Genomic DNA, 25867 nt, shown 5'->3' with positions numbered 1-25867 from the left:
GAACGGCAAGGACGGCAGAGAGGCAAGCACGTGCATCAACGGCAGTCGGCGGGTGCGCCGACAGGCGTCCCGCGCTATGTCGGCGTTCTCATCGCCGTGTTCGCCCTGGCGGCCGGGCTCACCGGGTGCGGCGGCACGGCGGCCGGTGGCAGCACCGGCGACGGCGCGGCGAAGAAGCACAGCGCGGGCGAGCGGCTGGAGCCGCTGGCCGCGAAGCCCACACCGCGTCTTCCGGCCACCGTCCGGTCCGCCGACGGACACCGGGTGACCGTGCGCAGCACCGACCGGATCGTGCCGCTGACCGGCTCGCTGTCCGAGACCGTGTTCACGCTCGGCCTGGGCGACAAGGTCGTGGGCCGGGACATCACCGCCAACTTCGCGCAGGCGAAGGGGCTTCCCGTGGTGACGCGCGCCCACGACGTCTCGGCCGAGAACGTGCTGTCCCTCAAGCCCACCGTCGTCCTGGCCGACACCACCACCGGTCCTTCGGAGGCCATTGGCCAGATACGGGACGCGGGCGTTCCGCTCATCGTGCTCGAACCGGCCAAGCAGCTCTCCGACGTCGCCACCCGCATCGACGCCGTCGCCGCCGCGCTCGGCGTCAGCAAGGCCGGGGACCAGCTGCGCGAGCGCACGGAGCGGCGGATCGACGCCGTACGGTCCGGCATCAAGCCGTCGCCGGACGGCAAGCGGCCGCGTGTCGCCTTCCTCTATCTGCGCGGCTCGGCCTCCGTCTATCTGCTGGGCGGACGCGATTCGGGGGCCGGTTCGCTGCTCGAAGCGGCGGGCGCCGTCGACGCGGGCGAGGAGTCGGGGCTGAACAAGGACTTCACGCCGATCACCAGCGAGGCCCTGGCGAAGGCCGCACCCGACGCGCTTCTCGTGATGACGAAGGGACTTGACTCGGTCGGCGGCGTGGACGGGCTGCTCAAGCTGCCGGGCGTCGCCGAGACCCCGGCCGGGATGGACCGCCGCGTGGTCTCCATCGAGGACGGCACCCTGCTCAACTACGGCCCCCGCACCGACGAGGTGCTGCGCTCGCTGGTGGACCAGCTGTACAAGGATGACCAGTGACGGTGTCCACCCGGCCGGGAAGTGGCGCCCCACAGACCCCGGGGCCCGCGCGGAAGTCCGCGCTCCCCGAGTCCCCCGGGCCCGTTCCCGCTCTCCCCGCGTCCGGGGCCCGGCGGCGCGGCCGCGCGTCGGCGCTGACCGCCGGGCTCGCCGTCGCGCTGCTCGCGCTGGCCCTGTTGTCCGCCGCCACCGGCGCGTACGGGATTCCCGTGAGCGATGTGGTCGCTTCGGCCCTGCACCGGGTGGGCCTGGGCGGCTCCCCCCTCGACCGGGTCGGCGAGAGCGTGCTCTGGAACGTCCGGCTGCCGCGCGTCGTCCTCGGCCTGCTCGTCGGTGCCTCGCTCGGCTGCGCGGGTGCGCTGATGCAGGGCGGGTTCGGCAATCCGCTCGCCGAGCCAGGGGTGATCGGCATCTCGGCGGGCGCCGCGGTCGGCGCCGTCGGCTCGATCGCGCTGGGCCTGACCTTCCTCGGCGAGTGGACGGTCACCGGGTGCGCCTTCGTCGCCGGACTGCTGACCGTGCTGCTCGTCTACGGACTGTCGCGGTCGGACGGCCGTACGGAGGTGGTCACGCTCATCCTCACCGGCATCGCGGTCAACGCGTTCGCCGGGGCGCTCATCGGCCTGTCCGTCTTCTACGCCGACAACGCGCAGATCACCGAGATCACCTTCTGGCAACTCGGCTCGCTGGCCCAGGCGACCTGGCCGAAGGTCCTCGCCGTACTGCCCTGCGCGGCGGCGGGCCTGCTCGCCGCTCCGCTGTGCGCCCGGAAACTGGACCTGCTCGCACTCGGCGAGCGCCCGGCCCGGCACCTGGGGGTCGATGTGGAGCGGCTGCGGGTGCGGGTGGTGCTGCTCGTCGCGCTGCTGACGGCGGCGGCGGTCGCCGTCGCGGGCATCATCACCTTCGTCGGGCTGCTCGTGCCGCACCTGCTGCGCATGGCGGCCGGGCCCGGACACCGCTTCCTGGTGCCCGGCAGCGCGCTCGGCGGCGCGGTGGTGGTGGTCGCCGCCGACCTGGCGGCCCGCACGTTGGCGCAGCCCGCCGAACTCCCGCTGGGCGTACTGACCGCGCTCTTCGGCAGCCCGTTCTTCTTCTGGCTGCTGCGCGGGACCCGTCGCGGGCAAGGGGGCTGGGCATGAGGGCGCGCGCGTTCGCCGGTCTGCTCACCGGTCGCCCCCGGCAGGTTCCCGCGCCGCCCGCGCGAGGCGGCCTTGTTGCCGAGACCCGGCAGTTGGGCGTCACCCTCGCCGCGCGAGCGGTGCTGACCGAGGTGGATCTCACCGTCACGGCGGGCGAGGTGCTCGCTCTGGTGGGCCCGAACGGAGCGGGCAAGTCCACGCTGCTGGCCGCGCTCGCCGCCGACCTGCCCGCCCGGTCCGGCACCGTACGGATCGACGGCCGCCCCGTCGCCGAATGGTCGGCCGCCGAACTCGCGCTGCGCCGCGCCGTGCTGCCGCAGTCCGCGTCGCTGTCCTTCCCCTTCACCGTGGAAGAGGTGGTGCGGATGGGCCGCGCCCCGTGGGCGGGCACCCGCGCCGAGGACGAGGATGACCCGGCGGTCGCCTCGGCCATGGCGGCGACCGAGGTCACCGACTTCGCCGACCGGCCCTTCGGCGCGCTGTCCGGCGGTGAGCGCGCGCGGGTGGCGCTCGCCAGGGTGCTCGCCCAGCGCGCGCCCCTGCTGCTGCTCGACGAGCCGACCGCGGCGCTGGACCTGCGCCACCAGGAGCTGGTGCTGCGGGTGTGCCGGGAACGGGCGGCCGCCGGGGACGCGGTGGTCGTCGTGCTGCACGACCTGGGCCTGGCGGCGGCGTACGCGGACCGTGTGGCCGTTCTCCAGGGGGGCCGGATCGCGGCCGAGGGGCCGCCGCCGGTGGTCCTCGACGCGGAGCTGCTGTCCCGCGTCTACCAGCAGCCCGTGGAGGTGCTGGCCCATCCGCGTACGGGTGAGCCCCTGGTGCTGCCGCGCCGCGAGCCACGGGATGCCGCCCCTTGACGACACGTCGCCTACGCCCGTCCCTGACGGGAGGCGAGCGACCCGGACCGGCCACCCGGGCACCGGTCTCGGGCACCGGTCCCGGCCACCGCTCGCGATCACGCAGGCGCCCGCGCGCGTGCCGGTCGCGGCAGCCGTACCGGTCACGGACCGCCGTGCGGCCGCCGTACCCGGTCCCCACGCGGCCGGTGTTCCCCGCCCCGTATAAGGTTGCGCCGTCCGAGGCGACCCCGAAGGAGCAGGAGCCCCATGACACGCAGGTTGCCCCGCCGGGAGTTGACCGCTCTGGCAGCCGCGGCGCTGCTGACGCTGACGGGGTGCATGACCGTGCACGGCGAGCGGGAGGTCATCCCGTCGGTGAGCGAGGACGAGGCCCCGAAGGTACTCAAGCGGTTCACCGACACGTACAACAAGGCGTACCGTGCGGCCGATCCGGAGATCATCCGTCAGGTGGAGACCGGCCCGCTGCGGGAGATCGGCGAGGCCGACCTGACGGCGGAGCAGGCCGCGCACCCGGACGGCAACCCGGGGGCGTCCGCGCTGGAGCTGAAGGACGCGCGGTACACCATCCCGAAACAGGCCGGCTGGCCGAAGTTCTTCCTCGCCGACGCGGGCAGCAACCGCGGCCCCGGCCGCTGGCTGCTGCTGTTCACGCGGGACGGGGCGGAAGCACCGTGGAAGGCCGCGTATCTGTCGCTCCTCAGCGACGACGAGGTGCCCGACTTCAAGCTGGACAAGGACGGTTACGCGCAGCCGGTGCCGGTCGGCGCCGACTCGGGCCTCGCGGTGCGTCCTGACGCGCTCAGCTCCGCGTACGCCAGTTACCTGATGTCCGGCGAGGGCGACAGGTTCGCCGACGGGTCGGCGACCTCCGGGCTGAGGGACGCGCGCAAGAAGCACCTGCGCACCCCGAAGTACTGGACGGAGTACATCGACACGGCGGCGCGGGGCGCGGAGTTCGCTCCAGCGGGACTGCGCACCAAGGACGGCGGCGGCATGGTCTTCTTCGCCTCGCATCACCGGCAGAAGCAGACGATGGCCAAGGGCTTCAAGCCCGCGCCCGACGACCGGGTCAAGGCGGTGATGACGGGCGACGCCCGCAAGTCGATCACGCTGACCAGGGTGTACGAGTCGGTGGTGCGGGTGCCGGTCAAGGACGCGGCCGATCAGCAGGCGGTCTTTCTCAACCGGCTTGAGGGGCTGACGGCGGCCAAGGGAGAGTAGTTCGCCACTCCCACCGGCCCCCGGTTTCCCCGTTCCCCCCTGTTCCCGGTGTACCGCCCGTCGCCTGCGCGGCGGGCGGCCCCCCTTCAGCGTCCGCTCGGCCAGGCCGCGGTCTCGTGCTCCGGGTCGCCCGCGAACAGCGCACAGGCGTCGGTCAGCGTCTCCAGCAGGCTCAGCGGGTCGGGCAGCGGCCGCTCCGGGCCGAGCAACCATGCGACGTGGCCGTCGCCGGGCACCCGCGCCGGAGGCATCAGCACATAGCTGCCCCGGCAGTGCCAGCGCAGTCCGGGATGCTCATCCATCGTCTCGGGGTGGCAGTCCAACTCGCAGGGCCACCACTCGTCCTCGTCCTCGGGAGTGCCCCGGGTCGCGGTGAAGAACAGCATCCGGTCCGGGCTACAGGTCGCGACGGGGCCGACCTCGACGCCCGCGGCGCCCAGCCGCTCCAGGGCGTGCCGCCCCGCGGCGGCGGGGACGTCGAGCACGTCGTGGTCCATGCCGGTCGCGGTGATGAAGTTGGCCTGCGGCTGACCGCGCAGCCACTGGGTGATCTGCTCGGGATCGACGGTCGCCTGCGTCTGCCAGGCGAAGGAGACGGGGTGCCTGGCGGGAGTCGGACAGCCGACGCGCTCACACGAACATCGATAGCCGGAGGGATACGCCGCCGGCGCCAGGGGGAAGCCCGCGGCCGCCGCCGCCAGGAGCAGATCCTCGCGACCGCCACCCGCGCCCGCGCCCGTGTCTCTCTCCTCGCCCGAACCGTTCCTCGGTCGGCGCAGCCACTGGGAGAACCTGCCCTTGCGTTCCATCTATCCCCTCGCTTCACCGCTGGTCTGCGATCAATGCTGCCACCATCCTGCGCCCGAGGTGACCGCACTCCGGACTCGGGGCCGCGGAGACTCTCCCCTTGCCGGGTGATAACACCGGGCATATCCGGAAACTTCCCTCTAGCGTTCTCCTTATGATCACTCGGTATGTTGTGACGTCGGTCATCGCGCTGGTTCTGGCCGCCCCCGCGGCCGCCCCGGCCCTCGCACACTCGCACATCGCGAGCCCCGCGGACGCGCGCGCGGACTCGCATACCGGCTTACGCGCACAGGGGCGTCCCCGGCCGCCGACCGTGGACACGCTGCCGGAGATCACCTATACCGCGCACCGGGGCGGCGGCATGAGCAGCCCCGAGAACAGCATGTCCGCGCTGACCGCGGCCTTCCAGAGCGGTATCACGCAGGTCCTGGACTTCGACACCAGGATGCTGCGGGACGGCACGCTCGTCGTCATGCACGACGCGACGCTGGACCGCACGACGACCACGAAGGGCCCCGTGCGCGCGCTCAGTGCCCGGCAGTGGCGCGAGGTGCTGCTGCGGCCGCGCCCCGGCCACCCGGGCGGGCGGCATCTGGAGCGGCCGCCGACGGTGCGCGAGGTGCTCGACCGGTTCGGCGACCGCTCCGTCCTGATGATGGAGGCCAAGGACCCGCGCATGCTGCCGGGACTGGCCCGCCTGATCCACGCCCGCGGCCTGGCGGACTCGGTCTTCGTCAACACCAACCGGCCCGCCGTGGCCCGCAAGGCACACCGGATGGGGCTGCTGGCGCAGCTGTGGCGGTCGGCGGAGCAGTTGCGGCACGACCGGCCGGAGCGCTGGCGCGGCTTCGTGTCACTGCTCGACGTCGATCACAAGGCGCGCGCCAGGGATCTGCGCAGGGCCGTCCGGTCCGGCATCCCGCGCGTGTGGGCGCACACCGTGAACACGCCCGCCGCCCGTGACCGGGTGCTGCGCCTGGGCTGCGACGGCGTCATCACGGACGCTCCGTGGCTCCTGACGGTGACCCCGGCTCAGCGGGGCTGATGCCGCGCAGCACCTGGTCCACGATCGCGTCGGCGTAGTCGTGGGTCATCGGCAGCGTGCGCAGGGTCCAGCGGTGGAAGAGGGGGCCCACGATCATCTCGACGGCGACCCGCAGGTCCGCGTCCTCGGCGACGTCCCCGGCCCGCTGGGCGGCGCGCAGCCGCTCCGTCCACGCGGCGAGCTGCGGTTCGAGCACTCGGGCGTTCAGCTCGGCGCCGAGCGCGGGGTCGCTCTGGCTCTCGGCGACCAGGGCCCGGGTGGCGGGGTCGTACCGAGTGCTGCTCATCTCGTCGATGGTGGCGCGCAGCACGACCTTGAGGTCGGCGGGGAGGTCGCCGGTGTCGGGGAGGGTGATCTCCGGAGCGTCGTCGCTCTGGTCGAGGAAGGAGTCGAAGAGGACCGCGGCCTTCGAGGGCCACCAGCGGTAGATGGTCTGCTTGCCGACGCCCGCGCGGGCGGCGATGGCCTCGATGGTCACCTTGGCGAAGCCGACCTCCCCGACGAGGTCGAGGGCGGCGTCGAGGATCGCGCGGCGGGAGCGCTCGCTGCGGCGGCTTGAGTCGGGAGCTGTCTTACGCGTCATTCTCTCTGTCATGGCTCGCAATCTACCAAGTGGGCGAGGCGAGACGTTTCGTCTTGACAAGACGAGACGTCTCGCTCAAAGTGGACGGCAGATCGAGACGAACCGTCTCGACTCCGCCCCGCACGCACGAAGCGCGTATGAAGCACGCACGAAGCCGTACGGGGCGACCCACCACCACGGCTTCGCCTGAAGTCACCACGAAGGAGATGAAGCCCATGAGCAAGGGCCGTTCCGGAAGCATGCTCGGCGTCGGCGGCACCCGCTCCAACGTCTCCCGCTCCGCCATGCGCGGCGGCAGCGGCGGACGGGGCGCGGGCGGCGCCACCGACCCGCTCGCCCAGAAGCGGGAACTGCTGCGCAAACTCAAGGAGGGCCGGTCCCCCGGCACACGATCCGAGGCGTGACCCGTGCCCGGCCGCCCGGTCCGTGCGGCGCGCGGGGGACCGCGCCGCACGGACCGGGCGGCATAGCGGACGACGGGGGCGGGGGTACGCGAGTACGGGGGAAGGACACGCCGGGCAGCCCGGCCCGACTCGGCCCGGCGCTCGTGCTCAGCCGACGCCACGGGAAGCCGCCGACGCGGCTTGGGCGAGCAGCCCGTCGACGAACACGCGGAGCCCCTCGGGGTAGATGTCCCGTGCGGCCAGCGCGGCCCATCGGACGCCGATGGCGGCCAGGTGGGGTACCTGGGACGGGTCCAGGTCGTCGCGGTAGGCGAAGGGCCGGCCTTCGTCCCGTCGGCGGGCGGAGTGGGCGCGGACGAGGACCTCGCCGACGGTGTAGTACCAGATGCTGCGGAACACATCGACGCTCTGCTCGGGTGTGCATCCGTAGTCGTCGGCGCCCGCCACGATGGCTTCGACCATCCACATCGCCGATTCGTCGAGGAGGCCGACGAAACCGTCGGCCGAGAGGACTTCCGCGGCCCAGGGCCAGGCCGCGAGGGCGTCGCGCATGGCGGTGGCGGCCACGACGACGCGCTCCCGCGGGTCACTGGGCAGCCGGGGGCGCTCGACCTGGCCGACGTGGTGATTGAGCACGAGGATCAGCAGGTCGTCCTTGTTCCGGATGTGGTGGTACAGGGTCGTCGCCCCGATGCCGAGCTCAGCGGCCAGCCGACGGATGGTCAGCTTCTCCCAGCCGTCCCGCTCGATGAGCCGGCGGGCCGCCACCAGGATCTGCGCACGGGAGGTCAGGGGCGGCCGGCCGGTGCGGCCGTGCGGTGCGGGCGCTCGGGACATCGCCCCATCATGCCGCCCCGCCGCCCCCGCCACGAAATGAGTGCGGGTTCAGCCTTTCGTGTTCACATCGGCCCGCCCCCGACTTTCGGGACATGTTCGAAAAGTACGTGACGGCGGCTTGCCCCGATGCTACTTTCGGAACATGTTCGCAAAGTTAGCAGGCGGCGTCGGCCGCAAGCGGGTCCTGCCGCTCGGGCTCGGCCTGTTCACCAACCGCTGGGTCGCCGACGCGAACGCCTTCAACCTCCTGCCGGTGCGGCCACTCTCCACGACGGATACGCGCTCGGGCTGACCCTCAGCGCCGCGCTCCTGGTCGCCGCGGTCCTCGTTCGCCCTCACCGTCCTGCGTCGGACCAGTCCGCCATCACGGGACCAGCGGACCGAAGACCGTGAGCTGCTGCCCGCCGGGACCGACCAGGCGCCAGCTCGCCGAACTCGCCGCAGCCCCGTGCCGTGGCGTGCCCTGGCCTGGCCTGGCCTGGCCTGGCCTGGCCGAACGAGGCCACAGCGGGCCCCGCACCGGCGGCGACGAGCGGTCACCTGCCGACCGACGCAGTCGGTGGCCGACCCGGAAAACACGGCCATCGGCTCGACCACGGGCCTGGTCGCTACGAGATCGACGAAGACGGGAGGACGATGACCATCACCGACCTTGCCCAGGCGAGGGAGCAGTCCACGCCACCACCGGATGCCGATCCCGTGGCGGGACAGAACATCGCGGGGCTGCTGCGCCCTTATGCCTGGAGTTTCGCCGCCGTTGTGTTCCTCCAGGTCATCGGCGCTGTCGCGGGTCTGGCGCCGCTGTTGGCGGTCGTCGAACTGGGCCGTGCTCTGCTGTCGCCCGGCACCATCGATCGCGATCATGTCTGGATCGTCGTGATCGCGGGTGCGGCCGGCTTGTTCGTCCGGCTGCTGTTCACGGCCGCGTCGTCCGGAATCGGGCACATTGTCGACGGTCAGGTGCAACTGGCGTTTCGCCGGCAACTGGCCGCGCGGCTGGGGCGCGTACCGATCGGCTGGTTCTCCCGGCGCCGGACCGGCGAGCTGGCGAAGGTGGTCGGGGAGGACGTGAGTGCCGTGCACCCGTTCATCGCCCACACCCCCGGCGAGCTCGTCTCCGCATTCGTGGTACCGCTGGTGTCGCTGATCTACCTGTTCACCATCGACTGGCGGCTCACACTGATCACGCTGGTACCGGTGGTGCTGGCAGTGGCGCTGGTTCCCCTGATGATGACCCCGACCCGGCTGCGCGAGCAGGAGGAGTTCGACGGGGCCATGGGGCGGATTTCGAGTTCCGTGGTCGAGTTCGTGCAGGGGATCTCGGTGGTCAAGGCGTTCGGCGGGTCCGGGCGCGCCCACCGCGAATTCCTCGAAGCCACTGACGCCTTCGTCGGCACCTTTCACCGGTGGGTGCACGGCATCTCCCGGGTCGCCGCGGGGATGCAGCTCGTGCTCGCGCCGCCGTTCGTGCTGCTGGTCGTGCTGATCGGTGGTGCGTCGCTGATCACGAACGGCGACATGGCCCCGGCCGACCTGCTGCCCTTCCTGCTGCTCGGCCTCGGCCTGACCGCTCCGGTGGCGGCCCTCGGCCACGGCTTCGACGAAACGCAGGCCGCGAGGCGCGCGGTCGGCCGGATACGGGACGTCCTTGAGGTGCGGTCACTACCGGAGCCCGCGCACCCGGTCGCGCCACAGGGGCACCGGGTGGAACTGCGTGACGTCCGATTCGGTTACGAAGCCGACCGCGAGGTGCTGCGCGGGATCGACCTGGTGCTGGAGCCGGGGACGGTCACCGCGCTCGTGGGGCCGTCGGGAAGCGGAAAGTCCACGCTGGTCCAGCTGTTGCCGCGGTTCTTCGACCCGACCCACGGCTCGGTCATGCTTGGCGGTGTCGATCTGCGCGAGCTCGGCAGCCGGGAGCTCTACCAGAGGGTCTCCTTCGTCTTCCAGGACGTCTCCCTGCTGCGCGCGTCGATCGCGGACAATATCGCGCTGGCGGTGCCCCATGCCGACCTCGACGACGTGGTGCGCGCCGCCCGGCTGGCGAATATTCATGATCGGATTCTTGAGCTGCCCCGTGGATACGAGTCCGTGATCGGTGAGGACGCCGGACTGTCGGGTGGCGAGGAACAGCGGATCTCCTTGGCACGCGCACTGCTCGCCGACACACCCGTTCTCGTGCTCGACGAGGCGACCGCCTTCGCCGACCCGCAGACCGAACAGGCGGTGCGCCAGGCCCTGGCGACGCTGGAGGGTGACCGGACCACTCTGGTCATCGCCCATCGTCTGGAGACGATCGCCGACGCCGACACCGTCGTGATGCTGGACAACGGGACGATCGTCGAGCGCGGCAAGCCCGCCGAGCTGCTGGCGCGAAACGGAGAGTTCGCCGCGTTCTGGCGGTCCCACCGATCGGCGGCCGCCGATGAGACCGCAGCCCACGGTGGCGTACCCCGAGGAGATGAGCCCCGGTGATCCGTATGCTGCTGCGCGTGCTGGGACGCGAGTACACCCAGCCGCTGCGACGCACCGTAGCCCTGATGACGACGACCGCGGTGGCCGAGGGGCTGTCCTACGCACTGCTGGTTCCCACGCTGCGGGCACTGCTCGGGAGCACGCCCGAAGACGCCTGGCCCTGGCTGATCGCGTTCGCGACCGCGGTCGCGGTCTACTCGGTGCTGCGCTACGTCAGCGATCTGTCCGGTTTCCACGTCGGGACCGCGCTGTTGCGCGGCATGTACCACCGTCTCGGCGACCATCTGGCCCGACTGCCCATCGGCTGGTACGACGCGGGCCGCCTTGGGGAGATGTCCGTCCTGGCCAGTCGCGGCGTCCTGCAGGCGATGAGTGTGATCGCGCATCTGCTGGCTCCGTTCATCTCCGCCTGTGTGACTCCCCTGACGATCGTTGTCGTGATGCTTGCCTTCAACTGGCAGCTGGGTTCGGCCGCGCTCGTCGCCGTACCGATCGTGGCGGCGATCCAGATCTGGACGGGACGCTCGACGGCCGCGGACGACGCGGAGCGCGCCGAACGCGACCACGAGGCCACCGGGCGGGTCATCGAATATCTCCAGGCCCAACCGGTGCTGCGCGCCGGCGGCCGGACGGTCGAACGCTTCCGGCTGCTCGACAACTCGCTGCGGGAAGTCCAGCACGCGTCGCGCCGTTCCACGCTGTCGGCGCTGCCCGGCGCGGTGGGCTTGTCGCTCACGGTGCAGGCGATGTTCACCGGGTTGCTGGTCCTGGGCGCCCACCTCGCACTCGGCGGGAACATCGGCGCGGCAGAGGTTCTGACGATCCTGGTGCTCGCCGCCCGCTGCGCCGATCCGCTGCTGTCGCTGTCGGACATCGGCGGCAAACTCCGCGGCGCGCGTTCCGTGCTGGCGCGACTCGACACGGTGTTGCGCACCGAGCCGCTGCCGGAGCCCGCCGAACCGGTCCAGCCGGCAGGTCACTCGCTGGAGTTCGAGTCCGTCACCTTCCGGCATGGGGGACGCGCGGTGTTCGACGACGCGTCGTTGTCCGTGCCAGAGGGGCAGCGGCTCGCCGTCGTCGGACCGTCGGGTGCGGGCAAGAGCACCTTGCTGCGGTTGCTCGCGCGGTTCCACGACGTGGACGCGGGCGCGGTGCGCGTGGGAGGTGTGGACGTGCGCGCGATCAGCACCGAGGTGTTGATGGCGCGGATCGCCATCGTCTTCCAGGACGTCTATCTCTTCGACGGCACGATCGAGGAGAACGTACGCCTCGGCCGTCCGGACGCCGACGAGGCCGAGGTCCAGGCGGCGGCCGCCGCAGCGCGGCTGGACGAGGTGATCGAGCGGCTGCCCGGCGGATGGGCGACGCATGTCGGCGAGGGCGGCGCACTGCTGTCAGGGGGCGAGCGTCAGCGTGTCTCGATCGCGCGAGCGCTGCTGAAGAACGCGCCCATCGTGCTGCTGGACGAGGTGACCTCCGCACTGGACCCGGTGAACGAGGCGGCCGTCCACGAGGGCGTCGAGCGCCTGATGGCGGGCCGGACGGTGGTGATGGTCGCGCATCGGATGAGGACCGTCCAGCGCGCCGACCGTGTCGTCTTCCTGGACGGCGGCCGGATCGTGGAGGAAGGCAGCCACGACGAGCTGCTGCGCCGCGGTGGCCGCTACGCCGGCTTCTGGAACATCTCCCTGACACCGGCAGCGAGGGAGGAATGAGCAGAAACGCCGGTCGATCCCTCGTCGCGGGAGAGCAGCGCCGACGCCCCAGGCACGGCCCCCGCCGTACGGGGCCGGTCCGGGTCAGGTGTGAACCACCCGTACGGTCCATGCACAGCGCGGCGCGAGGGTGGACTATTTGGTTGCGCACGTGACCCGTGCGCATCCACCGCCACCGGGAGGAGCTCTCCTTGCGCCCACCCCAGCGCCGCGCGACCCAGCGCCGCTATCTGATGTGCCCACCGGCCCACTTCAGGGTCACCTACTCCATCAACCCCTGGATGGACCCCTCCAAGCCCGTCGACCTGCCGCTCGCCCTCACCCAGTGGGAAGACCTGCGAGACCGCTACCGCGCCCTGGGGCACACCGTCGAAGAGCTGACACCCGACCCGGACCTCCCCGACATGGTCTACGCGGCCAACGGCGCGCTCGTCGTCGACGGCCGCGTCCTGGGTGCCCGCTTCGCCCATCCCGAGCGCACCGCGGAGGCGGTGGCACACGCCGAGTGGTTCCGTACGCACGGCTACACGGATGTCTGCGAACCGCAGCACATCAACGAGGGCGAGGGCGACTTCGCCGTCACCGCCTCCTGGCTGCTGGCCGGGCGCGGCTTCCGCAGCAGCCCGCTCTCGCACGCGGAGGCCCAGGAGTTCTTCGGCCGCCCCGTCATCGGCCTGGACCTGGTGGACCCGCGCTACTACCACCTGGACACCGCGTTGTCCGTGCTCGACGACTCCACCGACAGCGAGATCATGTACTACCCGGGGGCCTTCTCCCCCGGCAGTCAGGCCGTGCTCGCCCGGCTCTTCCCCGACGCCCTGATAGCGACCGAGGAGGACGCCTCCGCGCTGGGCCTCAACGCGGTGAGCGACGGACGCCACGTGCTGCTGCCCCAGGCGGCGGTCGGCCTCCTCGATCCGCTGCGCGAGCGCGGCTACGAACCGATAGGTCTCGACCTGGGCGAGCTGCTGAAGGGGGGCGGCAGCGTCAAGTGCTGCACCCAGGAACTGCGGTGACCGCACGGCGTCCGCCGCGCGCCCGTACCGCGCCGTAGGGGCGCGGAACACCGCCGCGGCAGTGTGCGGCCGGGTGGTGGGTGGCACGACGCCGCCCACCACCCCCGCGCCGCGCCAAGAAGCCGGCGCGCCCAGGACGGCGGCGCCAGAAGTCGCTACGCCAAGGGGCCGGAACCGCTGAGTCCGCCTGGGGGCGGGTCGACTTCGCCGCCTACCCCGGAGCGTCCGGCGGGTACACCGAGGAGGTAGACGACCACGCGCTCGCGGACGGGTTCGCCCATGACAGCGGCGATGGCGCCGGTGATGGACGCGATGAGTCGCGCGGGCGCGTCCTCCACGTCCGGCAAGGTCAGCCCGGCCTCGCGGATGGTCAGCGTGGCGACGGGGGCGTTCACGGTGGCCGGGACTCCGCCCGCCCCCCAGCGGCGGCGCCGGGTGCCGACCAGCTCGACGGACACGGCGGAGCGCACCCGCTCCCCGAACACGGCGACCAGCGCCTCGGTCAGCGCCTTGATCAGTCCGGCCTCGACCTTACGGCCGAGTGCCTCCTCGTGCATGCGTACCTGTAAGTGGGGCATGACGCGTCTCCGTCCCATCGGGTCGCCACATGTCGGCTTGGCTTGCGAGCAAGCTATCCCCACACCGGGCGCACCGACCCCGCCCGGCGGCTCCGATCGGGACCGCTGAGATCAGGACGGCTGGGATCAGGACGGCTGGGATCAGGACGGCTGGGATCAGGACGAGCACGCTCAGGACGGCTGTGACCCGTGGTCCCGCTCCGGGGGCCAGCCGTCGCCCCAGTCGGTGTGGCGCGCGGCCCGGTAGAGCGGCCCGTGCCGCTTCGTGACGGTCTCCCGGCGCAGGCCCTCGTCGGCGGTGCACAGCTCCAGCAGCACCTGGCCCTTGCGGATCTGCGGGCGCCGCACCACGCGGTGGCCCGGCAGCCGGCCCGGCACGTCGGTGGTCACGGCCGCGACGTAGCTGAACTTCTCGTCCTCGTACGGCAGTGAGCCGCCCTTGACCTGCCGGTGCAGCGACGAGCGGCTGACCCGGGCCGCGAAGTGGCACCAGTCGGAGCCCGGCGTGATCGGGCACGCGTCGCTGTGCGGGCACGGCGCCAGCACCCGCAGCCCCGCCCCGGTCAGCTGCTCGCGGGCCCGCCTGACGCGCAGGTAGCCGTCCGGGGTGCCCGGCTCGATCACCACGACGGCGCGCGCGGCGCGGCCCGCCTCGTCGAGGACGGCCCGCCGGTCGGCGTCGGTGAGCTCGCCCAGCACGTACGAGAGGGTGACCAGGTCGCTGGCGCCGGGGAGAGCGAACTGCCCGCCGATCGCCCGGCGCTGCCAGCTCGCCGCGCGCAGCGCGCCGGAGGGGGCGGCCGCCGCCAGTTCGCGGCCGAGGGCGAGCGCGGGTTCGGCCCAGTCGAGCACCGTCGTCACCCGCCGGCCGTCGGCCCACGTCGCGGCCACCGCCCAGCTCGCGGCACCGGTGCCGCCCCCGATGTCGATATGCGACTCCGGGGCCCAGCCGGGCGTCCGCTCCCGGAGGGCGGCGAGGGCCGCGCGTACGGCCTCGAAGGTCGCGGGCATCCGGTACGCGGCGTAGGCGGCGACGTCGGAACGGTCCCTGAGCACCGGGGCCCCGGTCGGGGTCCGCCCCCGGTAGTTGCTGATCAGCCGCTCGACGGCCTGGGCCGCCCGCTTCGGCGGAAGCCCGTCGAGGAGACCGGCTAGCGCGACGCGCAGGCTCTCACCTGTGACGGGGGGTTCGGGGGCGTGCATCCCGTCAAGTTTACCGGCCCCGCGGCAGCGGGGATTCCGCCGCCGCGACCGCCCGCGCCAGCCGGGTCGCCACCGCCGCGCGCGGGCCGTTGTCCGCGGGCCTGCGGCGCGGGTGGACCGTGTTGGCCAGCAGCACCACATAGGCCCCGCTCGCCCGGTCCAGCACGAGGCTGGTGCCCGTGAACCCGGTGTGCCCGGCCGCGCCCCGCCCCGCCAGCTCCCCCATGAACCACGGCTGGTCGACGCCGAAGCCAAGGCCGGGCGGGGCGAGCAGGGCGTCCACCGACTCGGCGGCGAGCACGCGCGCGCCCGCGTACGTACCGCCGCCGAGCAGCGCGCGGCACAGCACCGCCAGATCCCCGGCGGTGGAGAACAGTCCGGCGTGCCCGGCGACGCCGCCCAGCGCGTACGCGTTCTCGTCGTGGACGACGCCGCGCACCATGCCGCGGTCGAGCTTGGCCCACGGCCTGCGCTGGTCCTCGGTGGCCGCGACGCGCGGCAGCCAGTCGGCGGGCGGGCGGAAGCGGGTGCTGGTCATGCCGAGCGGCCCGGTGACGCCGTCCCGTACGAGCTGGTCGAGGGGCTTGCCCGTGCCGCGCTCCAGGACCCGCTGGAGCAGCAGGAGGTTCAGGTCGGAGTAGACGTAGCCGCCGCCGGGGCTGGTGAGGGGACGCTCGGCGGCCAGCGCGGCGAGCCGCGCCCCGGCGTCGGGGCACGCGTACAGGGGGAGCTCGGGGCGCAGCCCCGAGGTGTGGGTCAGCAGCTGCCGTACGGTGATGCCGTGCTCACCGGCGGCGGTCAGCTCCGGGGCGTACTCGGCGGCCTGCCCGTCCAGCGCGAGCGTGCCGCGCTCGACCTGGCGCATCGCCACGATCGCCGTGCACAGCTTGGTGAGCGAGGCCAGGTCGAAGACGGTGTCGGCGCGCATCGGCACTCTGCGCTCCGGGGGCAGCTCCACTCCCTGGTCGCCGGCCTCGTCGTAGGCGGCGTAGCGCACCGCCCAGCCGAACGCCCCCTCGGCCAGGGTCTGGTTCCCGCGCCCGGCGGACACCACGGCGCCCGCGCACCAGGGGCGTTCCCCTTCCGGCAGCGCGGCCACCGTGTCCAGCAGGCGGCTCAGTTCGCGCGCGGCTCGTCCGCCGTCGTGCCGTCCGCCACCGGCGCCTGCGCAGGCTGCCCGTTCGTCGCCTTGCTGTTCCCGTGCCGCCATGGACGGCACAGTCCCACGAAACAGGCGACGGCTGCGAGCGCGCACACGACCTGGACCACGGTCATCGGGACCGCCGTGTCCTCCCCCGCGATGCCCACGAGCGGCGAGGCGATGGCCCCGATGAGGAAGGCGGACGTGCCCAGGAGCGCCGAGGCGGACCCGGCGGCGTGCGGGGTCCGCATGAGGGCCTGCGCGTTGGTGTTGGGCATGACCAGGCCCATCGCCGACATGAGCACGAACAGCCCGGCGGCCATCGGTACGAGCCCGGCCTCGCCGAACACTCCCGACGCCATCAGCAGCAGCGCCACGGCCGCCAGCGTGATGGCGGCCAGGCCGACGCTCAGCGCCTTGTCCATGCTGACCCGGCCCACGAGCACCTTGCCGTTGAGCTGGCCGACGGCGACGAGGCCGATGGAGTTGAGGCCGAAGAGCAGGCTGAAGGTCTGCGGGGACGCGCCGTAGATCTCCTGGACCACGAAGGCGGAGCCGGAGACGTAGGCGAAGAGGGCGGCGAAGGCGAAGCTGCCCGCGAGCATGTAGCCGGTGAAGACCCGGTCGGCGAGCAGTCCGCGCATGGTGTGCAGCGCCTGGCCGAGGCCGCCGGTGTGCCGCCGCTCGGGCGGCAGCGTCTCGTCCAGGCGGCGCCAGACGACGATGGTCAGCGCGACACCGATGACGGTGAGCACGGCGAAGACCCCGCGCCAGTCGGTGAACCGCAGCACCTGCCCGCCGATGACGGGCGCGATGATCGGCGCGACTCCCGAGATGAGCATCAGCGTGGAGAAGAAGCGGGCCATCTCCACGCCGTCATACAGGTCCCGCACGATCGCCCGCGCGATCACGATGCCCGCGGCGCCCGCCAGGCCCTGGAGCAGCCGGAAGCCGATGAGCAGTTCGGTGGTGGGGGCGAACGCGCAGATCGCGGTGGCGATGACGTAGATCACCATGCCGATGAGCAGCGGGCGGCGACGGCCCCAGCGGTCGCTCATGGGCCCGACGAGGAGCTGGCCGAGCGCCATCCCCGCCAGGCAGGCGGTCAGGGTGAGCTGCACGGTCGCCGCGGGGCTGTGCATCGTGTCGGTCACTTCCGGCAGCGCCGGAAGGTACATGTCCATGGAGAGCGGCGGGAGCGCGGTGAGCCCGCCGAGGATCAGGGTGACCAGCAGGCCGGTCCGCCGCTGCGCGGTGACGGCCCGGGAGGACGGACCGGATATGACGGGGTCGTCGGGCGCCGCGAGGGACGCGCGGGCTTCGGCGGGTGCGGGGTCGTCAAGGGGCTCGGCCGTGCGGTGGCCGGGGTCCGTCATGCGTGGCTCCATGGTCGTTTGGTTGCCTAACCATATTGACACGTACGCGACGCGGCCCGACCCCTCATTTTCCGCCGGGAGGGCGGGCTCCGGCACGGCCGGGCGCCACTGGCCGGCCCCGTGGAGGGCCCGTTCCCCAGCGGTGGACCGGCCACCGGGCACCGGCCGTGGCCGACGGCGCGGTCCGGCGCGGTCAGGGCCTAGGACGAAAGACCGAGCGGAGTCGGCCCCCGCCCGGGATCTGGCGGCTCGGTCCGCCCGCGACGGGACCCGCCCCACCGGGCCGCCCCTCGACCCGGCCGCGCCCGGCCGCACGCACGACGAGGGCGCCGGTGCCGCCTCACGGTGGCATCGGCGCCCTCGTCGCCCGCTACTCCTGGCCGACTTCCTTGTTGATCGCCGCAGGGGAGTCGTACTCCTTCTCCGGCAGGGCCTTCAGCGCGCCCATGATGTTCTTGTCGGCTCCGTGCTTCTTGGCTTGGTCGACGATCTCGGCCTTTTTGGCGGGGTAGTGCACACCGCCGAGGCATTTCTGCATTTCGATGGGGTTGACGTCCATGCCTCCAGAAAGCGACCGGCCGCGGCGTCCCACCACCCGGCGCCCGCCAAACGGGTGACAGGACGAACAGGTGACAAGGACGGCGGCGACGGGCCCACGCGGCGCGGCCGGGCCGCTCAGGCGGGGTGCAGGCCCGGGTTGCCCGCCTCGGTGACGAACGAGGCGGCGGTGGTCAGCGGCGCGCCAGGCGTGGTGACGGCGGACAGCGTCTTGTGGTCGGCGCGTGCCTGCTCGTTGTCGAGCGTGACGGTCACATAGCCGCGCCGCCCGTTGTAGAACTTCATGTGCGGATTGGCCGCCATGTACGTGGCCCAGTTGTCGGGCTTCTCGGCGCCGTTCTTGCCGCTGCTGATCGAGGTCGTCACGAACTCGACGCCCACGGTGCGCGAGTCGGGCTTTTCGAAGTCCCGCTTGATGTCGAACGCGTAGTGCACGTGCACGTCGCCGGTGAGCACGACGAGGTTGTCCACACCCGCCGACTCGGCCCCGGCGAGCACCCGTTCCCGCGAGGCCGGGTAGCCGTCCCAGGAGTCCATGCTGAGCTTGTAGTCCGGCTTGGTGGTGCTGCGCCGCCGCGAGAAGGTGACCTGCTGCGGAAGGACGTTCCACAGCGCCTTCGACTGACGCCAGCCATCGGTCAGCCACCGCTCCTGCGTGGCGCCGGTGAGCGTGCGCGCCGGGTTCTCCGACTCGGGTCCCGGGACCTTCCAGCCATCCCCGTACGCCTGGTCCGAGCGGTACTGGCGGGTGTCGAGGATGTCGAACTGGGCGAGGCGGCCGAACTGGAGGCGCCGGTAGAGCCGCATGTCGGGGCCGTTGGGCCGCTGCGGGTTGCGCAGCGGCTGGTTCTCCCAGTACGCGCGGTACGCGGCGGCACGGCGGATCAGGAACTCCTCCGGCGGGACGTCGTTCTCGGGGATGTCGCCCGCGTAGTTGTTCTCCGTCTCGTGGTCGTCCCAGGTGACGACGAACGGGTGCGCGGCGTGCGCGGCCATCAGATCCGGGTCGGACTTGTAGAGCGCGTACCGCAGCCGGTAGTCCTCCAGCGTGGCCACCTCGCGGTTGTAGTGGGCGGGCAGCGTCCGGTCGGTGTACTGGCGGGCGCCGCCGACCGCGTCCACGGCGTACTCGTACAGGTAGTCCCCGAGGTGGAAGACCACGTCCAGGTCCTCGCCCGCCAGGTGACGGTAAGCGGTGAAGTAGCCGTCGTGGTACGCCTGGCAGGAGACGACACCGAGCCGCAGCTCCGATATCCGCGCCGCCGCGGCGGGCGCGGTGCGGGTGCGCGCGACGGGGCTGATCCAGTCGCCGGTCCTGAACCGGTAGTAGTACACGCGGTCGGGCGCGAGGCCGGTGGCCTCGATGTGCAGGGTGTGGTTGAACTCGGGGTGCGCGGTGGCCGTTCCGCGCCGGGCGACGCGGCGGAACCGCTCGTCGTACGCGATCTCCCAGCGCACCTCGACCTTCTTCTGCGGCAGGCCGCCACCGGGCTCGTAGGGGCGTGGGGCGAGCCGCGTCCACAGCACGACGGAGCCGGGGCGCGGGTCACCGGACGCGACCCCGAGGGTGAACGGGTCGTCGCTGATCCGCCGCGCGTCGAGAGTGGCGGCCTGGGCGCTGCCCGGCAGGTTGGTGGCGAAGGCCAGCGCCGCCGCGGCGCCGGTGACGGTGAGAAAGCGGCGACGGCCCAGATGCGCAGCCGCTGCCCGGATGTCCCGATCGGTCTCCTGCTGATGCCATGCCTGCGTCATCTGCTTCTCCCCGGGCTGGTGTTGTCGCTGGCGATTGGAGTGGGCGCGAACGGCGACACGCTGACTCGTGTACGACGCACACATGTCATTCGGATGAGTTCCTGCTCCGCAACGGGCGTTCAGGGCAATCCACGACGGTCCGTACGCCGGGTGCGGGACGGCCGCAATGACGCGGTCCGGGCACCTCGCGCGGCGCGGCGGCGATGCGTACGCGCCGGTCGCGGCGATTCTTCGCGCGCGCGGCGGGGTTTCTTCTCGCGCGCGGGGCTTGCGTACGTGCGCTCCGTAGGGCTTGCGTACGTGCGCTCCGTGAGGCCGGGCGGACGACGGTGGAGCGGCCCGGCGGGCGGGCGCCGCAGGGGCAGGGAAGGGATCACCTACGCTGCCGCCCATGAGTGAGATCAACGAAGTGTTGACGTCGGCGGAGTGGCCGGAACCCGCACAGCGGGAGCCCGGCGCCGCACCGGGGCAACAGCGGGTCGCCGTGGTGACCGGCGCGGGCTCGGGCATCGGCAGGGCTGTGGCGCTCGCGCTGCACGCGGCGGGCTGGTCGGTGGCGCTGGCGGGCCGACGGGAGCAAGCGCTGTGGGAGACGGAGCAGCTGGCTGCCACAGGCACTGACGGGGCGCCCGCGCTGGCGGTCGTCCCGGCCGACGTCACCCGGCCCGATGACGTGGACGCCCTCTTCACCACCACACGGGACCGCCTGGGCCGTATCGACCTGCTGTTCAACAACGCGGGCACCTTCGGCCCCCGGGTCGCCCTCGAAGAACTGTCCTACGAGGACTGGCGGGCGGTGGTGGACGTGAACCTCACCGGGACGTTCCTGTGCGCGCAGGCCGCGTTCCGCGCGATGCGCGCCCAGCGTCCGCAGGGCGGCCGGATCATCAACAACGGCTCCATCTCGGCCCATTCACCCCGCCCGGACAGCATCGCCTACACGGCCACGAAGCACGCGGTGACGGGGCTGACGAAGTCGCTGTCTCTGGACGGCCGTCCGTACGGCGTCGCCTGCGGGCAGATCGACATCGGCAACGCGGCCACCGACATGACCGCGCGCATGCGGACAGGCACCCCGCAGGCGAACGGCGAACTCGCGGTCGAACCGGTGATGGACGCCGCCGACGTGGCACGCACGGTGGTCCATATGGCGTCGCTTCCGCCGGCGGCCAATGTCCAGTTCGCGACGGTGATGGCCACGGCGATGCCGTATATCGGGCGAGGCTGACCCGTACGGCCACGCCCGGCCGGGCGGCCGGAAAAGGCGACCGCGCACACGACATCCCCCACCCCACCGCGATGTCCGTTTCCCGCCAGCAGAAGGGGCCGCCCGGCAGCAGGCTTTACCCCATGACCTGAACATCGCTCGGCGATTCAGGTGCCGTTATGGGATGAGTGGAGTAGTAATGTCAACACGACTGGATTCCAAGGTAATCGTCGTCACCGGTGCCACGTCGGGTATTGGCAAGGCGGTCGCGGAACGGCTCGCTTCCGAAGGCGCCGCTGTTGTTCTGGGGGCGCGTCGCAAGGAACTGGGCGAGGAGGTCGCGGCGGGAATCCGGGCCCAGGGCGGGCGTGCGATCTTCGTCGCCGCCGATGCCACGGTCGAAGACGACGCGGCACAGCTGGTGCGTACCGCGGTGGCGGAATTCGGGCGGCTGGACGGGGCGTTCAACAACGCCGGCAGCCTGAATGCCTTCGGCCCGGTCCAGGATATTTCCACCGCCGCCTGGCACACCGAGCTGGAACAGAATCTGACCAGCGTCTTCTACGGCCTGAAGCACCAACTGCCCGCTATCGCGGCAGCCGGTGGCGGCGCGGTCCTCAACAACGCCTCCAACCTCGGCGTGGTGGGCATGGCGCAGGTGGCACCGTACGTCGCCGCCAAGCACGGCGTGGTCGGCCTGACCCGCGCGGCGGCCCTGGAGAACGCCAAGCAGGGCGTACGGGTCAACGCCCTGGTCACGGGCGCCGTGGACACCCCCGGCTTCCGCGACACGATGGGCACGACCCCGGAGAGCGTGGCACACGTCGAAGGTCTGCACCCGATGGGCCGGATCTCACAGCCCACCGAGATCGCGGCGTTCGCCGCCTTTCTGCTGAGCGACGAATCGGCGTTCGTCACGGGCGCCGCGCTGGCGATCGACGGCGGCTTCACGGCTGGATAACCGGGGGCGGGGGGGCGCGTTCGCCGCGCTGGGAATGCGCCTGAGAAAGGGAGCGGGGGCGTCCCACGGGGCGGTCGGGCCGCACATGGCCAGCACCGGTTACAATTCCCGACCGTGACCGTGACCGTGACCGTGACCGTGGCTTCGGCGGATGCGGCCCTGGCCTCCGAGTGGTTCGGCCAGGCACGGACGTCATCCTCGGTCACGTACTGGCGGGACATCTCACTGGTTTCGTCGTCGACTGCGGGATCGAGGCGAAACCGCTCGTTGGAGTGGTCGGTCCAGGACGAGCGAAGCGCAAGGAGTCGCTGTACGGATATCAGGGCGGGCAGGAGCGTCGGGACCAGGGGAGAGTCCGGGGTGATGCCTGCTGCCAACCCGTATAGGGCGGTGTGCACGGCGAGGCTGTCGTACACGGCCTCCGCGACGAGGCAGTCGACATCACGGCCCATGGGGCTGGTGACGAATGGCGCGCGGGTGCCCACTTCGAGGTGGACAAGCCAGGCCAACTCCCGCTCACGCACAGCGACTCCCGGTCAGACATGCTCTCCCCGTTACCTTCTTCGTGGCCCTGCAATGGGGCTCCTGGCCTCCGGGCCCGGCATGACTGTTGCCCCCTGTCGAAGGCATGACCTGGGGGGTGGTGTCACCGTGGCCCGGAGCACCGTTTGACCGCTGATGAGAGGCCTGACCGTCACCTGGCCGGGCGCAATGCCCGGCCGCTCGCGGGTGACTGGTCTGCGTAACGTGGATGCGCGCGTACGGTGCCGTTGGTCGAGGCCGGGACGGATGCGACCACCCTCGGGGGGTGCGATGCTCGACACCGCTGACATCGCGGTCTTCCTCGGCCTGGACGTCGGCAAAGGCGACCATCACGGCCACGGACTGACCGCCGCTGGGAAGATCGTCTACGACAAGCGGCTGCCCAGCAGCGAACCGAAACTGAGGGCCGTCCTCGACAAACTGACGGCGAAGTTCGGCCGGGTGCTGGTCATCGTGGACCAGCCGGCCTCGATCGGGGCCCTGCCCCTCGCGGTGGCCCGGGACGCCGGCTGCGAGGTCGCCTACCTGCCCGGGCTGGCGATGCGCCGCATCGCCGACCTCTACCCGGGCGAGGCCAAGACCGACGCCCGCGACGCGCACGTGATCGCGGACGCCGCCCGCACCATGCCCCACACCCTGCGGACCCTGGAACTCGCGGACGAGACCGCTGCCCAGCTGACCGTGCTGACCGGCTTCGACCAGGACCTCGCCGCCGAGGCAACCCGCACGAGCAACCGGCTGCGCGGCCTGCTCACCCAGTTCCACCCGTCGCTGGAACGCGTCCTCGGGCCCCGGCTCGACCACCCCGCCGTCACCTACCTGCTGGAGCGATACGGATCGCCGGCCGCCTTGCGCAAGGCCGGACGCCGCCGACTGGTCGGCCTCATGCGGCCCAGGGCACCGCGCATGGCCGAACGCCTGGTGGGCGACATCTTCGATGCACTCGATGAACAGACCGTGGTCGCCCCCGGCACCGGAACACTCGACACGGTGGTCCCTTCGCTGGCCCGCTCGCTGACCGCCGTCCACGAACAACGACGAGTCCTCGAAGCCCAGATCAGCGAGCTTCTGGAGTCGCACCCTCTTTCGAAGGTCCTGACCTCCATGCCCGGAGTCGGGGTCAGGACCGCCGCCGCCCTGCTCGTCACCATCGGCAACGGCACCAGCTTCCCCACCGCCGCCCACCTGGCTTCCTACGCCGGCCTCGCACCCGCGACGAAGTCCTCCGGGTCCTCCATCCACGGCGAACACGCCCCCAGAACCGGGAACCGGCTCCTCAAACGCGCAATGTTCCTCTCCGCGTTCGCCTCCCTGCACGATCCCGCCTCCCGCACCTACTACAACCGGCAACGAGCCCGCGGCAAGACCCATACCCAGGGCCCTCCTCCGCCTCGCCCGCCAACGCATCAGCGTCCTGTTCGCCATGCTCCGAGACGGCACCTTCTACAAAGCCCCCATCCCCGAACCGGTCACCGCATGAGCCCTCCAACCTTGACGAAGGACATAGAGGCACCCCCCGCGCACGGCGCGCGTCACCCGCCTGTTACCGCACCACCGCTCTCGCGACAACGATCGCCCGCGCTTCACCTGCGAGGACCAGCCGGTCAAGGCGCCCTCTCTGGTGAAGCCACGGTAGGGCGCTCGGCCTACTGGTCCCGCTGCTCCGTCGGAGTCGGCTTCCGGTGCCGGCCGCGGCCTTTGCCCAACGCAGGGCGGTCCCACTCGGCGGGCTTCTCCTCGACGGGCTGCGGCGGGTGGAGCAGGGTCTTGGCTGCGGCCAGGTTTTCGACGACGCCGATCGCCACCCACTCCGTGCCGTTCCACTCTTGGATCACCCTGGGGGCGTCCGGCTCGACGTGCGCCCCGCGATGTGGACCGCTCGTGAGCGGCACCGCCCGCAGCTTCCCCTTCGACTGGGCCCGACGCTCATCGCGCCGCCGCGCCCACTCCTCCAACGGCTCCTCGTGCATGGCGTCATCGTGGCGCATCCACGCTCTGTGGCGCCACCCTGGCTCAGCACTTCGCCAGGGGGCCCAAGTCGCGTACAGGAGCTGCGCCCTTGCCGGCAGGGGCAGCACGTCATGACTGACCTGCCTGCGGCGGTCTGGCACAGGCAGGTTTCGGTCATCCGCCCAGAGCGATCTCCGCGACCGGCTCCCACGACATGCGCCAGCCTCCGATGTCGTCGGCGAGGCTCCACTGCACATCGAGTAGATGCACCCGGTCGACATGAAGCGGTGCCCGGCGCGGAACGATCTCGTTGCGCAGACGCCCGTTGAGACGGTCGGAGGACGCAGCGTCGTAGCTGTACCCGAGACTGACGTGCACACGGCCCCCCGAGTGCTGGAGCGCAGCATCGCCGCGGGTTTTGCGGATCGCCGTTCGCACTCGCTCGACGAGGGTGACGGCTTCCGCGTCGGGCCAGACGTCCATCACAATGCCCGCACTGTTCCCAACTGGCGGCCCCACCTGGGTGGTGAACGGCTTCACGTCGGCGAGCTCCTCCCGGATCGCGTCCACGAGCACCGTTCGCGCTGCCTGGTCATACCCGTCCGACGGGGTGTCGGCCAGCATCTCCACGGTGAGGTGCAGGAGCCCAGGGTCGGCGTCAGCATTGGGGTATTGGGGGTCGATCGGGTAGCCGTCCATCAGCGGCCGGCACGCTTGAGCGAGCGCGAGCAGCTCGTCGTCGACTCCGGCCCAGGGTAGGACATATAGGTGGAGTACGCGCTGATTTTCCCACGGCCGCCCCTGATACTTCGGCACGAATTTCTCCATCGGCCATCCCCCTCGGTCGTGTCCGTGGGCTCCGCGGCGGCGCCCACGGACATCCCGGCCGTCCCTCCACACGTGTATCCCCGTTTTCGGTGATCTGAGGCGCTGGACTCGACAGCCTTTACGCCTCTCACGGTTCCTTGTGCATCGCAGCATCGCAGCATCGCAGCATCGCAGCGCAGCCGAGTCCCACAGCGCCCCTGGGCCAGTACTCACCGGGCGACACAAGCACCTCCCAGCAGCCACCGTCCGGCGACTCATCCCCGTACGGAAGAAACCCGACCGTGAGCGCGCCCGCGCCCTCTCGCCGCTCCGTCGGCCTCGTTGTCGGTGCCGTCCTCGTCATCGTCGGCGCCGTGATCGCCTCGTTCGCCGTCTTCGGCGGCAGCACCGCCCCCGACCCCGCGCCGTCCCGCCCACCGACGTCCCAGCCCTCCGAAACCACCCCCGACCCGACTACTGAGGTTTTCGGGTTGGGGTGACGTCATGGCGGTGTCGTGATCAGGCCCGTTCCGGTGATGAATCCGTCGAGCAGGCTGCGTCGGTACTGCATCCGCTTGAGGCGGGTGCGGGCCAGCTCGGCGAGATCATCGA

The 25867-nt window shown here is 71.8% G+C and carries 24 protein-coding genes and 1 pseudogene; 14 read left to right on the top strand and 11 right to left on the bottom strand.

Going from position 1 to position 25867, the window contains the following annotated elements; translation table 11 throughout:
• Positions 1-30 precede the first annotated feature (30 nt).
• The 4 genes from AC5P1B_RS21910 (at position 31) to AC5P1B_RS21895 (ending at position 4297) form a co-directional block, all read left to right on the top strand.
• Entirely contained in the window at positions 31-1074 is a 1044-nt protein-coding gene (locus AC5P1B_RS21910) for a heme/hemin ABC transporter substrate-binding protein (protein ID WP_493889039.1), read from the top strand.
• On the top strand, positions 1071-2216 hold the full coding sequence (locus AC5P1B_RS21905; RefSeq protein WP_493889037.1) for a FecCD family ABC transporter permease: 1146 nt from the start codon (positions 1071-1073) through the stop codon (positions 2214-2216). Before AC5P1B_RS21910 ends, AC5P1B_RS21905 begins: the two co-directional genes overlap by 4 nt.
• Positions 2213-3073 (top strand): heme ABC transporter ATP-binding protein, encoded by an 861-nt coding sequence (locus AC5P1B_RS21900; protein WP_493889035.1) that lies wholly within the window; start codon positions 2213-2215, stop codon positions 3071-3073. Before AC5P1B_RS21905 ends, AC5P1B_RS21900 begins: the two co-directional genes overlap by 4 nt.
• Before the next feature lie 249 nt (positions 3074-3322).
• Positions 3323-4297 carry an SCO2278 family lipoprotein gene (locus AC5P1B_RS21895; protein WP_493889033.1) on the top strand — a complete coding sequence of 325 codons (975 nt, stop codon included), beginning with the start codon at positions 3323-3325 and terminating at the stop codon, positions 4295-4297.
• An 86-nt stretch (positions 4298-4383) separates the two neighbouring features.
• On the opposite strand, the gene AC5P1B_RS21890 is transcribed toward AC5P1B_RS21895, so the two are convergent.
• Positions 4384-5106 carry a bifunctional DNA primase/polymerase gene (locus tag AC5P1B_RS21890; protein ID WP_493889031.1) on the bottom strand — a complete coding sequence of 241 codons (723 nt, stop codon included), beginning with the start codon at positions 5104-5106 and terminating at the stop codon, positions 4384-4386.
• 152 nt (positions 5107-5258) lie between these two features.
• Between AC5P1B_RS21890 and AC5P1B_RS21885 the strand changes: the two genes are divergently transcribed.
• A complete protein-coding gene (locus AC5P1B_RS21885) occupies positions 5259-6149 on the top strand; it encodes a glycerophosphodiester phosphodiesterase (RefSeq protein WP_493889029.1) in 891 nt (296 codons plus the stop codon).
• On the opposite strand, the gene AC5P1B_RS21880 is transcribed toward AC5P1B_RS21885, so the two are convergent.
• Complete coding sequence (locus AC5P1B_RS21880) at positions 6100-6732, bottom strand: TetR/AcrR family transcriptional regulator (protein WP_493889206.1); 633 nt, start codon at positions 6730-6732, stop codon at positions 6100-6102. The genes AC5P1B_RS21885 and AC5P1B_RS21880 overlap by 50 nt on opposite strands.
• Before the next feature lie 215 nt (positions 6733-6947).
• Here AC5P1B_RS21880 and AC5P1B_RS21875 point away from each other — a divergent pair, with 215 nt between their 5' ends.
• Entirely contained in the window at positions 6948-7136 is a 189-nt protein-coding gene (locus AC5P1B_RS21875) for a DUF6243 family protein (protein WP_493889028.1), read from the top strand.
• A gap of 147 nt (positions 7137-7283) precedes the next feature.
• On the opposite strand, the gene AC5P1B_RS21870 is transcribed toward AC5P1B_RS21875, so the two are convergent.
• On the bottom strand, positions 7284-7973 hold the full coding sequence (locus AC5P1B_RS21870; RefSeq protein ID WP_493889026.1) for a TetR/AcrR family transcriptional regulator: 690 nt from the start codon (positions 7971-7973) through the stop codon (positions 7284-7286).
• A 142-nt stretch (positions 7974-8115) separates the two neighbouring features.
• Here AC5P1B_RS21870 and AC5P1B_RS21865 point away from each other — a divergent pair, with 142 nt between their 5' ends.
• From AC5P1B_RS21865 to ddaH, 4 genes are all read left to right on the top strand, one after another.
• A complete protein-coding gene (locus AC5P1B_RS21865) occupies positions 8116-8265 on the top strand; it encodes a hypothetical protein (protein WP_493889024.1) in 150 nt (49 codons plus the stop codon).
• Positions 8266-8609: 344 nt separating this feature from the next.
• Complete coding sequence (locus AC5P1B_RS21860; protein WP_493889023.1) at positions 8610-10448, top strand: ABC transporter ATP-binding protein; 1839 nt, start codon at positions 8610-8612, stop codon at positions 10446-10448.
• Positions 10445-12163 (top strand): ABC transporter ATP-binding protein, encoded by a 1719-nt coding sequence (locus AC5P1B_RS21855; RefSeq protein ID WP_493889021.1) that lies wholly within the window; start codon positions 10445-10447, stop codon positions 12161-12163. The genes AC5P1B_RS21860 and AC5P1B_RS21855 overlap by 4 nt, the downstream gene beginning before the upstream one ends.
• A 191-nt stretch (positions 12164-12354) precedes the next feature.
• Positions 12355-13179: a dimethylargininase gene (gene ddaH, locus AC5P1B_RS21850; RefSeq protein ID WP_493889020.1), complete on the top strand. Its 825-nt coding sequence runs from the start codon at positions 12355-12357 to the stop codon at positions 13177-13179.
• A gap of 155 nt (positions 13180-13334) precedes the next feature.
• Here ddaH and AC5P1B_RS21845 read toward each other — a convergent pair whose 3' ends face one another.
• The 6 genes from AC5P1B_RS21845 to AC5P1B_RS21820 all read right to left on the bottom strand — a co-directional run bounded on the left by AC5P1B_RS21845 (position 13335) and on the right by AC5P1B_RS21820 (position 19787).
• Positions 13335-13757 (bottom strand): tautomerase family protein, encoded by a 423-nt coding sequence (locus AC5P1B_RS21845; RefSeq protein WP_493889019.1) that lies wholly within the window; start codon positions 13755-13757, stop codon positions 13335-13337.
• Positions 13758-13928: 171 nt separating this feature from the next.
• Positions 13929-14960 carry a small ribosomal subunit Rsm22 family protein gene (locus tag AC5P1B_RS21840; protein WP_493889018.1) on the bottom strand — a complete coding sequence of 344 codons (1032 nt, stop codon included), beginning with the start codon at positions 14958-14960 and terminating at the stop codon, positions 13929-13931.
• A gap of 10 nt (positions 14961-14970) precedes the next feature.
• On the bottom strand, positions 14971-16059 hold the full coding sequence (locus AC5P1B_RS21835; protein ID WP_493889205.1) for a serine hydrolase domain-containing protein: 1089 nt from the start codon (positions 16057-16059) through the stop codon (positions 14971-14973).
• 17 nt (positions 16060-16076) lie between these two features.
• Complete coding sequence (locus AC5P1B_RS21830) at positions 16077-17477, bottom strand: Bcr/CflA family multidrug efflux MFS transporter (protein WP_493889017.1); 1401 nt, start codon at positions 17475-17477, stop codon at positions 16077-16079.
• A gap of 370 nt (positions 17478-17847) precedes the next feature.
• Positions 17848-18036, bottom strand: a complete 189-nt coding sequence (locus AC5P1B_RS21825) for a DUF2795 domain-containing protein (protein ID WP_493889016.1) — start codon at positions 18034-18036, stop codon at positions 17848-17850.
• Between the two features lie 116 nt (positions 18037-18152).
• Complete coding sequence (locus AC5P1B_RS21820; RefSeq protein ID WP_493889015.1) at positions 18153-19787, bottom strand: alkaline phosphatase D family protein; 1635 nt, start codon at positions 19785-19787, stop codon at positions 18153-18155.
• 391 nt (positions 19788-20178) lie between these two features.
• On the opposite strand from AC5P1B_RS21820, the gene AC5P1B_RS21815 reads away from it, so the two are divergent.
• The 3 genes and pseudogenes from AC5P1B_RS21815 to AC5P1B_RS21805 all read left to right on the top strand — a co-directional run bounded on the left by AC5P1B_RS21815 (position 20179) and on the right by AC5P1B_RS21805 (position 23978).
• The gene (locus tag AC5P1B_RS21815) at positions 20179-21015 is read left to right on the top strand and encodes an SDR family oxidoreductase (protein WP_493889014.1); all 837 of its coding nucleotides are present in this window, start codon (positions 20179-20181) and stop codon (positions 21013-21015) included.
• A 178-nt stretch (positions 21016-21193) separates the two neighbouring features.
• Positions 21194-21955, top strand: a complete 762-nt coding sequence (locus AC5P1B_RS21810) for an SDR family oxidoreductase (protein WP_493889013.1) — start codon at positions 21194-21196, stop codon at positions 21953-21955.
• Between the two features lie 813 nt (positions 21956-22768).
• Positions 22769-23978: pseudogene (locus tag AC5P1B_RS21805) on the top strand (IS110 family RNA-guided transposase).
• Between the two features lie 166 nt (positions 23979-24144).
• Here the strand turns inward: AC5P1B_RS21805 and AC5P1B_RS21800 are convergent.
• Together AC5P1B_RS21800 and AC5P1B_RS21795 are read right to left on the bottom strand one after the other, a co-directional pair.
• Positions 24145-24468: a DUF6087 family protein gene (locus AC5P1B_RS21800; RefSeq protein WP_493889204.1), complete on the bottom strand. Its 324-nt coding sequence runs from the start codon at positions 24466-24468 to the stop codon at positions 24145-24147.
• 154 nt (positions 24469-24622) lie between these two features.
• Positions 24623-25276: a 2'-5' RNA ligase family protein gene (locus AC5P1B_RS21795; RefSeq protein WP_493889012.1), complete on the bottom strand. Its 654-nt coding sequence runs from the start codon at positions 25274-25276 to the stop codon at positions 24623-24625.
• A 281-nt stretch (positions 25277-25557) separates the two neighbouring features.
• On the opposite strand from AC5P1B_RS21795, the gene AC5P1B_RS21790 reads away from it, so the two are divergent.
• A complete protein-coding gene (locus AC5P1B_RS21790; protein WP_493889011.1) occupies positions 25558-25755 on the top strand; it encodes a hypothetical protein in 198 nt (65 codons plus the stop codon).
• Positions 25756-25867: the final 112 nt, after the last annotated feature.

This window comes from Streptomyces sp. A01 (assembly GCF_059026195.1).
This window is presented reverse-complemented; position numbering and strand designations above follow the sequence as displayed.

Coding starts and splice junctions, on each gene's coding strand:
- AC5P1B_RS21880 (WP_493889206.1), bottom strand. CDS start 6,732: ATGACGCGTAAGACAGCTCCCGACTCAAGCCGCCGCAGCGAGCGCTCC.
- AC5P1B_RS21840 (WP_493889018.1), bottom strand. CDS start 14,960: ATGCACGCCCCCGAACCCCCCGTCACAGGTGAGAGCCTGCGCGTCGCG.
- AC5P1B_RS21795 (WP_493889012.1), bottom strand. CDS start 25,276: ATGGAGAAATTCGTGCCGAAGTATCAGGGGCGGCCGTGGGAAAATCAG.
- AC5P1B_RS21810 (WP_493889013.1), top strand. CDS start 21,194: ATGTCAACACGACTGGATTCCAAGGTAATCGTCGTCACCGGTGCCACG.
- AC5P1B_RS21865 (WP_493889024.1), top strand. CDS start 8,116: ATGTTCGCAAAGTTAGCAGGCGGCGTCGGCCGCAAGCGGGTCCTGCCG.
- AC5P1B_RS21825 (WP_493889016.1), bottom strand. CDS start 18,036: ATGGACGTCAACCCCATCGAAATGCAGAAATGCCTCGGCGGTGTGCAC.
- AC5P1B_RS21870 (WP_493889026.1), bottom strand. CDS start 7,973: ATGTCCCGAGCGCCCGCACCGCACGGCCGCACCGGCCGGCCGCCCCTG.
- AC5P1B_RS21820 (WP_493889015.1), bottom strand. CDS start 19,787: ATGACGCAGGCATGGCATCAGCAGGAGACCGATCGGGACATCCGGGCA.
- AC5P1B_RS21800 (WP_493889204.1), bottom strand. CDS start 24,468: ATGCACGAGGAGCCGTTGGAGGAGTGGGCGCGGCGGCGCGATGAGCGT.
- AC5P1B_RS21875 (WP_493889028.1), top strand. CDS start 6,948: ATGAGCAAGGGCCGTTCCGGAAGCATGCTCGGCGTCGGCGGCACCCGC.
- AC5P1B_RS21895 (WP_493889033.1), top strand. CDS start 3,323: ATGACACGCAGGTTGCCCCGCCGGGAGTTGACCGCTCTGGCAGCCGCG.
- AC5P1B_RS21845 (WP_493889019.1), bottom strand. CDS start 13,757: ATGCCCCACTTACAGGTACGCATGCACGAGGAGGCACTCGGCCGTAAG.
- AC5P1B_RS21890 (WP_493889031.1), bottom strand. CDS start 5,106: ATGGAACGCAAGGGCAGGTTCTCCCAGTGGCTGCGCCGACCGAGGAAC.
- AC5P1B_RS21900 (WP_493889035.1), top strand. CDS start 2,213: ATGAGGGCGCGCGCGTTCGCCGGTCTGCTCACCGGTCGCCCCCGGCAG.
- AC5P1B_RS21830 (WP_493889017.1), bottom strand. CDS start 17,477: ATGACGGACCCCGGCCACCGCACGGCCGAGCCCCTTGACGACCCCGCA.
- AC5P1B_RS21815 (WP_493889014.1), top strand. CDS start 20,179: ATGAGTGAGATCAACGAAGTGTTGACGTCGGCGGAGTGGCCGGAACCC.
- AC5P1B_RS21860 (WP_493889023.1), top strand. CDS start 8,610: ATGACCATCACCGACCTTGCCCAGGCGAGGGAGCAGTCCACGCCACCA.
- AC5P1B_RS21885 (WP_493889029.1), top strand. CDS start 5,259: ATGATCACTCGGTATGTTGTGACGTCGGTCATCGCGCTGGTTCTGGCC.